This is a genomic window from Vreelandella lionensis, assembly GCF_044543515.1.
GTDB lineage: Bacteria > Pseudomonadota > Gammaproteobacteria > Pseudomonadales > Halomonadaceae > Vreelandella > Vreelandella lionensis.
Genome location: NZ_JBITWC010000037.1, coordinates 23,381 through 29,892, shown reverse-complemented (window position 1 = coordinate 29,892; position 6,512 = coordinate 23,381). Strand labels below are relative to the sequence as shown.

At 59.0% G+C, this 6,512-nt stretch carries 10 protein-coding genes; 6 read left to right on the top strand and 4 right to left on the bottom strand.

Translation table 11 applies throughout. The features are described 5' to 3' along the window. Window positions 1-53: 53 nt before the first annotated feature. Both ACIGG6_RS17310 and ACIGG6_RS17305 read right to left on the bottom strand, forming a co-directional pair. On the bottom strand, window positions 54-530 hold the full coding sequence (locus ACIGG6_RS17310; RefSeq protein WP_083024364.1) for a Dps family protein: 477 nt from the start codon (window positions 528-530) through the stop codon (window positions 54-56). A gap of 235 nt (window positions 531-765) precedes the next feature. After that, complete coding sequence (locus ACIGG6_RS17305) at window positions 766-1,899, bottom strand: glycerate kinase (protein WP_399846259.1); 1,134 nt, start codon at window positions 1,897-1,899, stop codon at window positions 766-768. 117 nt (window positions 1,900-2,016) lie between these two features. On the opposite strand from ACIGG6_RS17305, the gene ACIGG6_RS17300 reads away from it, so the two are divergent. The 4 genes from ACIGG6_RS17300 to ACIGG6_RS17285 are packed head-to-tail and all read left to right on the top strand — an operon-like array spanning window position 2,017 to window position 4,673. After that, complete coding sequence (locus ACIGG6_RS17300) at window positions 2,017-2,580, top strand: hypothetical protein (RefSeq protein ID WP_399846256.1); 564 nt, start codon at window positions 2,017-2,019, stop codon at window positions 2,578-2,580. Continuing rightward, window positions 2,577-2,951, top strand: a complete 375-nt coding sequence (locus tag ACIGG6_RS17295) for a hypothetical protein (RefSeq protein WP_044630148.1) — start codon at window positions 2,577-2,579, stop codon at window positions 2,949-2,951. The genes ACIGG6_RS17300 and ACIGG6_RS17295 overlap by 4 nt, the downstream gene beginning before the upstream one ends. A gap of 44 nt (window positions 2,952-2,995) precedes the next feature. Then, the gene (locus tag ACIGG6_RS17290) at window positions 2,996-3,622 is read left to right on the top strand and encodes a DUF1007 family protein (RefSeq protein ID WP_399846265.1); all 627 of its coding nucleotides are present in this window, start codon (window positions 2,996-2,998) and stop codon (window positions 3,620-3,622) included. Window positions 3,623-3,680: 58 nt separating this feature from the next. Beyond that, window positions 3,681-4,673: a nickel/cobalt transporter gene (locus ACIGG6_RS17285; RefSeq protein ID WP_399846253.1), complete on the top strand. Its 993-nt coding sequence runs from the start codon at window positions 3,681-3,683 to the stop codon at window positions 4,671-4,673. Window positions 4,674-4,675: 2 nt separating this feature from the next. On the opposite strand, the gene ACIGG6_RS17280 is transcribed toward ACIGG6_RS17285, so the two are convergent. Next, window positions 4,676-5,095 carry an HIT domain-containing protein gene (locus ACIGG6_RS17280; protein WP_399846251.1) on the bottom strand — a complete coding sequence of 140 codons (420 nt, stop codon included), beginning with the start codon at window positions 5,093-5,095 and terminating at the stop codon, window positions 4,676-4,678. A 166-nt stretch (window positions 5,096-5,261) separates the two neighbouring features. On the opposite strand from ACIGG6_RS17280, the gene ACIGG6_RS17275 reads away from it, so the two are divergent. Together ACIGG6_RS17275 and ACIGG6_RS17270 are read left to right on the top strand one after the other, a co-directional pair. After that, window positions 5,262-5,393: an entericidin A/B family lipoprotein gene (locus tag ACIGG6_RS17275; RefSeq protein ID WP_044630151.1), complete on the top strand. Its 132-nt coding sequence runs from the start codon at window positions 5,262-5,264 to the stop codon at window positions 5,391-5,393. A gap of 97 nt (window positions 5,394-5,490) precedes the next feature. After that, window positions 5,491-5,850, top strand: coding sequence for an I78 family peptidase inhibitor (locus ACIGG6_RS17270; RefSeq protein ID WP_399846249.1), 360 nt, complete (start codon window positions 5,491-5,493; stop codon window positions 5,848-5,850). On the opposite strand, the gene ACIGG6_RS17265 is transcribed toward ACIGG6_RS17270, so the two are convergent. Then, entirely contained in the window at window positions 5,847-6,452 is a 606-nt protein-coding gene (locus ACIGG6_RS17265; protein ID WP_399846246.1) for a LysE family translocator, read from the bottom strand. The two genes, ACIGG6_RS17270 and ACIGG6_RS17265, sit on opposite strands and share 4 nt — an antisense overlap. Window positions 6,453-6,512: the final 60 nt, after the last annotated feature.

Below are 6,512 nucleotides of genomic sequence, written 5' to 3'. Positions count from 1 at the left end.
CACCGAGGTGCCGTTTTTATTCACTATCTGTTCACTAGGGCTGCCTAACGCACTTATTTACCTAAATAGGCGTTAAGCATCCACACGGTTTTTTCCTGCTCGCGAATGTAGTCGCCCGCTTGTGCCGCAGTGCCTTCGTCATCGGCGTCAGAAGCCAAAGAGAGCAGCTCGCGCTGTAGCTCAATCAGCGTTTGGTAGCCGGTAAGAACGCCCTTCACGCAGGTTTTACCATCGTGAACGTCTTTGTCTTCCTGAATGCTCGATAGCTTCACGTAATCGCTGTAGGCGTGTACCGGCTTATGCCCCAGGGTAAGAATACGCTCGGCCACTTCGTCTACTTTGGTCAGCAGGTCAGTGTAGAACTCTTCAAACTTGGCGTGCAGTTCAAAGAAATCGTTGCCCTTCACGTTCCAGTGGTAACCACGCACGTTCATGTAAAAAATCTGGTAGTTGGCCAGCAGGTGATTGAGTTTCTCGGCTAGCTGGCTGGCGCTGCCTTCGTGTAGGCCAATGCTGTTCATATCATCCATTGTGTGCTCCTCCATGGTTGGAGCCGCGCTGAAAAAGTACGGCCATCAAATCGTTTGATCTAGCTTAGGACGCTGTGCTTGCGATGCAAAACAGGTTTTTTGCATCGCAGCTATAGCGCCCTACCATTAGAGCGGTGAGCTGGCGACGGCTGACTCATCGCTGATGACTAAAGAGATGTAGGCGCAGGCGCGTCATTTCAAGGGGCTTATCTTCAAGGCCCGCTTAAAAGCATGCTCAGCGGCTTGCCAGCCAAAGGCGTGCGATGCTTTCGCAGCGGTCTGCCAGAAGCTCTGCCGTGCGGGGTAGCGCCTGTTCTAATGTCATAAGGCCATCGGCCAGCGCAAAAGTGGCGGTAACGCCCTCTTCCGTGCAGGCTTGCCAGCCGTCGCCCAGGCTACCCGCGAGCACAATCACCGGCTTGCCCTGGCGTTTAGCGGCGCGGGAAACGCCAATCGGCGTTTTGCCCGCCAAGCTCTGGCCATCTAGGCGGCCCTCGCCAGTAATCACTAAATCAGCATCGTTCAGCAATTGGGCAAAATTCGCCTGCTGCATGATCATCTCAATGCCCGGCGTTAGCGCCGCGTTTAAAAAGCAGTGCGCCGCAAACCCCATGCCGCCTGCCGCCCCCGCTCCCGGCAGTGCTCTATCATCTTTGCCGAGCGCTTTGGCTGTGAGGTCAGCAAAGTGGCCGAGCGCGCGGTCTAGCGTTGCCACATCGGCGTCTGTCGCGCCCTTTTGTGGGCCGAAGACGGCGCTAGCACCGCGTTCGCCCAGCAGTGGGTTATCCACATCCACGGCGGCCTCTACGCGTAATTCGGCCAAGCGAGGGTCTAACGTCGAAAGATCCAGGGTCGCAAGCTGCTGGAGTGCGCCGCCGCCTGGGGGCAGCGGCTGGCCCTGGGCATCCAGTAGCGTGGCGCCCAGCGCCTGGAGCATACCGGCACCGGCGTCGTTGGTGGCGCTACCACCAAGCAACAGTAGGGTATGGGTGGCGCCTGCTTCTAGGGCAGCGAGAAACAGCTCACCCACGCCGAAGGTGGTGGTATGCAGGGCGTTGCGCTCTTCGCGGGTCAGGTGCTGCAGGCCGCTGGCTTCTGCCAGCTCGATAAACGCGGTACGCTGCTCGCTTAGCCAGCCCCAGGCGGCTTGGCGTGGCCGCCCAAGGGCGTCTTGCACCGTGAGCGTACGGCGCTCGGCATGGGTGGCGGCAATTAAGGCATCAAGGCTGCCTTCGCCGCCATCCGCCAGGGGGCAGAGCTGTGTGATGGCGTTGGGCGCTGCCCGTTGAATACCTTGTGCCATGGCCTTGGCGGCGTCTTCGGCGCCCAAGGCGTCCTTAAAACTGTCAGGGCAAAGCAGTACATTCATCGCACAACCTCCTTAAAACGTTGTCTCAGCGTGTTGTCGTTCTTTTTAATGTCTGTTGGCGAGCTTAGCGCGCTGCTTGGTGACACACCAGCCACGAAGGTAGCGAGAGGATTTATCATGAAGGCCATACCCCTTAGCATTACCTGCCTGTTGGCACTGGCGGGTTGTCAGACGGTTCCTGACCGGCTGCCCCAAGCGGAGCCAGCGCCAGCGGCGGCTTGTTACTTCCCCACCGGCCAGTCTGCGTCAGATGAAACGCTGAGCGTTTTGACGGAAAGCATCGACGTGCTGGAAGCCTGGGGGTTTTCGTTGGAGACCACTGATACTGAACTTGGGCTAGTGAGTGCCTCCCGGGAGCGCGAGCTGATCGGCTACTACGACCGCTATGACTACGACTATGGCTACGGCAGCGGCTTCCGCCTGTTTGGCGGGTTTGGTATTGGTCGCGGTGTAGGGATTGGCGTGGGAGGCTCCTTCGGCCCAGGTTTTGGCCAGCAGCCCATTGAAGTAGAACGGGTATCGCTGCTTGCCCGCGATGGTCATCTGCGCATCTCACGGGACATTCGCCGCTTTGATCACCTGGGCGACCTGCGAGAGTCCTATAGCGCCAGTAACGATGACTTCTGTGGCCGTTTCCAGGACGCTTTTTCGTCATCCGTCACACTGCAGGGGGCATCATGACACCATTCCGCCATACCTCATGGGTAGCGCTCACGCTATGCGCCACGCTGTGGCTGGCAGGCTGTGCCACCACGCAACCTCTTGAACCGCGCGAGCTGCGCTATAGCGCGCCAATGGAGCAAACCTTCCGCGAGGCGGTAGCACTGATGATGGAGCAGGGCTATGTGATACGCCACGCTGACTTGACCTTAGGGCGCGCCGAGGCAAGCCTGGCACGCTGGCCGGAGTATCGCATCCAACTACAAGTAAGCGATGCACAAGGAGGCAGCTTAGTGAGCGTGTCGGCGCTGCGCGGTAGCCAGCCGATACCGCCTTATGTGCTAGATCCCTGGCTCGTGGAGTTACAGCGCAAATTAGGAGAATTACCGTGATAAGAGCATGGCCACGGGTATCGGTTCGGCGCACCTGTCAGGCGTTGGTGGTGGCTAGCCTGTTGGCTAGCCATTTAGCTATGGCGCACCCCCACGGCTGGATCGATATGAGCGTGCGGGTCATCACCGATGATAACGGTGTGGCAACCGGGCTTCACCAAACATGGCGGATGGACCCTTTTTATAGTTTGGTCGTGTTTGAGGAGTTGCAGCAGGTACCGGGCGGCAGCATGGAAGAGGGGCTTGACCAGCTCGGGGGAGAAATTCGCGATAATCTGGCGGCCCAACACTACTTTACCGAAGTGCGCATCGGCAGCGAAAAGCAGTCCTTTGGTGATGTGACCGAGTACACCGCACTGGAGCGGGACGGCCGTTTAACCTTTATGTTTATTTTACCGCTGACCTCATCCCAGCCTTTGAGCGGTCAGGTGCTGGAGTATCAAGTCTTCGACCCCACGTACTACATCGAGATGGTACACGAGGAAGAGGGCGACGAGCCCTCTCCTCAGGCGCTGATTCTCAATGGCGAACCTGAGTGCGCGCTCAGCGTACTGCCCGCCGACCCAGACCCAGAACTGGTTATGCAGGCGGCGCTGCTGGATACGGACGAAGAGGGTGAGCCAGGGCTAGGTCGCCACTTTGCGGAAACGGGGCGGGTCGATTGCCGCTAGCGGCCAGCTAGGGCGGTCATGTATAAAGTGTTACTTTATATCTTTTGTGCGGGGGGGAATGCCGTTAACGGGACGACAGTTGGCCACCGGTGCCCTGGTGCTATTAGGAGTGGCGCTGCTGGTGTGGGCGGTACAGGCGAACTTACAGGGTGCCAGCCTGCAGCTACTTACGTGGCAGCGAGAACTACACCGCAGCCTGACCCTGGCGATTACCGAGTTGTCACGAACGCCTTCCACCGGCACGTGGCTAACGCTGCTTGGCGTGAGCTTCGCCTACGGCGTGTTTCATGCCGCAGGGCCTGGGCATGGTAAAGCAGTATTGGCCACCTATTTGGCGTCTCATGGTGGCGCGACTCGCCGGGCGCTTGGGCTCTCGTTTGCCGCATCGCTGCTGCAAGGAGCCACTGCCATTGCGATGGTAACGGTGTTAGTGCACGGACTAGGCTGGGTGACGCGCCAAGCCATGGGCAGCGCGGTATGGGTGGAGCAGGCCAGCTTTCTGCTGGTAGCGCTATTAGGGGCTTGGCTCTGCTGGCGGGCGGTGAAACAGCTGCGCCACGCATACGCGGCTCGCAATGAGCCCGTGATAGAGCACACGCATGCTCATCACCACAGCCACGACCATACCCACTGCTGTGGCGGTGCCCATCACCTTGAACCCGAGCAGGCGTTGGATTGGCGTACGGCCTTGATGACCGTCGGGGCGATTGGTATGCGCCCCTGCAGCGGAGCGATCTTGATGCTAGGTGCCGCGAGCCTTTTGGGCCAATTTTACGTGGGGGTCGCGTCGGTGGTGGCGATGTCGCTGGGCACGGGCATTACCGTGTCGATACTGGCCCTGGCGAGTATTGTAGCCCGAGGGTGGGCCACCAAGCGGCTTCAGAAGCAGAGCCAGCAGCGGGTCGAGAAAGCCGCGGGCTGGGCGGCGCTCACCGGTGGGGCAGTGATTGTTGCGCTGGGTATTTCCTTGGCGCTGGCCGGTGCGGCACAGCCTGCCAGCGGCCCGTTACTCAACGAGCCGCCCGCGCGTGGTTCGCTGCTGGGCGGTTAAGTCTAAAGTGCCAGCCCCTCAATTTGCGCTAGCAGCTGTTCCCGTCGCTCCCCCTGCTGGGCGAGCTCATAAGGCTTGGGAGTGCCGTTGCCCCACACCGGCGCGGGCCAGCTAGCGTCATCGGTATAGCGCACCACTAAATGGATATGTAGCTGGCTGACCACGTTGCCCAGCGTGGCGATATTGAGTTTGTCGCCCTGGAAGGCCTCTTTCATGGCCGCGCCCAGTTGAGTGGCTTCCTTCCAAAGCTGTGCTTGCTCCTCTTGGCTCAGCTCGAACACTTCGCTGACCGATGCCACTCTCGGCACCAGCACGACCCAGGGGTAGCGGACATCGTTCATCAACAGCGCGCGGCAGAGCGGGAGATCCGCTAAGGGTAGGGTATCTGCTTCTAAGCGTGGGTCGAGTTCAAAGGTTGCCAAGCGGAGTGCTCCTAAGCCAAACGGTTTGGCAAGCATCATAGCAGACAGCGGATAACTCAGCGAAAACAGGCGAAATTATTAAAATCTGTTACGCTGAAAACACTCCTAGGCGGTAAGGCTGCCGCCGGAGCTTCCCGATGTTGAATGACTTGTTAAGGAGAACACGATGAAAAAACTACTGGCGACTAGCTTTATTCTGCTCATCACTGCGGGTGCTCTAGCGGGCTGCAACACCATTGCAGGGGCAGGACAAGACGTTGAAGAGGGCGGCCAAGCAGTACAGGACGCCGCGAGTTAAGGTTCGGTCTAACGGCTTGTTGTACAATGTGCGGGCTAGGCAGCAATGCCTGGCCCGCACTGCTATCGAGACAGGGATTTGTGGAGGGAGGTAAACAATGACGCCAGGAAAGCTTTGGATGACCATCACTCAGCGCCATATAAAAGGTCTGGGCAGTGCGCTGGCCGTGATGCTGCTAGCCGGGTGTAGCAGCGCGCCCAATGAGTCCGCCGCGCCTAAGCCGCCGACGGTTGATCAAACCGCGCCGACTAGCCAAACATGCGATGCCAGCGCCGTGCAGTATGCCATTGGTGCGCCCTTTGATGAGGCCAACTTGGCGACGCTAGAAGAGCAGAGCGGCGCTCGTCAGGTGCGTGTGCTGCGCCCCGGCACTGCCGCGACCATGGACTACCGCGACGACCGGCTCAATATTCACTTGGAAAGCAACGACATGATTGAGTCGCTGCGCTGCGGCTAACGCAAAATCAGCCATACGCAGGCAGCGGTGAGCACGCCCATGGTGATGTTAAACCCGCGCCATGCCCGGTCGCTTTTGATCCACTGCCCGATGGCGCTGCCAAACGCGGCCCACAGCGCAATGCAGGGCAGCGCCACCAGCTCCGCAAACCCGGCCAGTACTAAGGCATTGATGACCGGCTGGCCGCTTTCCGGTAGAAAACCCGCCATCAGCGCCAGCCCCATCACCCACGCTTTTGGGTTAGCGAACTGGAACATGGCCGCCTGCCAAAACGTCAGCGGCACCCCATGCTGGCTACCGTGTAAATTGGGCGGCGGTGCGGTGGCGATTTTCCAGGCAAGGTAGAGCAAATAAGCACTCCCTACCCAGCGCAGCGTGGTTTGCACCACCGGGAAGCGTTCGAACAGCACGCCTAGCCCCAGCGCAATGCTGGCAAACAGTAAGAAACAGCCTCCTAAAATTCCCCACATATGCGGCATCGTTCGCCGAAAGCCAAAGTTGGCCCCAGAAGCGGTAAGCATGATGTTGTTGGGCCCCGGAGTGAGCGTCATCGACATCATATAGAGCGCGGCAGGGCCAAGGATTAGCCATTCACTATTCATTTTTTGTATCCATACAATTGTGATGATTGAGTTGTTAGTGGGCGTTTTTGTTAGCATAAT

Excerpts from the sequence above, each read along its gene's own strand:
- ACIGG6_RS17310 (WP_083024364.1), bottom strand. The coding sequence starts at position 530 with ATGGATGATATGAACAGCATTGGCCTACACGAAGGCAGCGCCAGCCAG.
- ACIGG6_RS17275 (WP_044630151.1), top strand. The coding sequence starts at position 5,262 with ATGAAAAAACTACTGGCGACTAGCTTTATTCTGCTCATCACTGCGGGT.
- ACIGG6_RS17305 (WP_399846259.1), bottom strand. The coding sequence starts at position 1,899 with ATGAATGTACTGCTTTGCCCTGACAGTTTTAAGGACGCCTTGGGCGCC.
- ACIGG6_RS17285 (WP_399846253.1), top strand. The coding sequence starts at position 3,681 with ATGCCGTTAACGGGACGACAGTTGGCCACCGGTGCCCTGGTGCTATTA.
- ACIGG6_RS17270 (WP_399846249.1), top strand. The coding sequence starts at position 5,491 with ATGACGCCAGGAAAGCTTTGGATGACCATCACTCAGCGCCATATAAAA.
- ACIGG6_RS17295 (WP_044630148.1), top strand. The coding sequence starts at position 2,577 with ATGACACCATTCCGCCATACCTCATGGGTAGCGCTCACGCTATGCGCC.
- ACIGG6_RS17300 (WP_399846256.1), top strand. The coding sequence starts at position 2,017 with ATGAAGGCCATACCCCTTAGCATTACCTGCCTGTTGGCACTGGCGGGT.
- ACIGG6_RS17265 (WP_399846246.1), bottom strand. The coding sequence starts at position 6,452 with ATGAATAGTGAATGGCTAATCCTTGGCCCTGCCGCGCTCTATATGATG.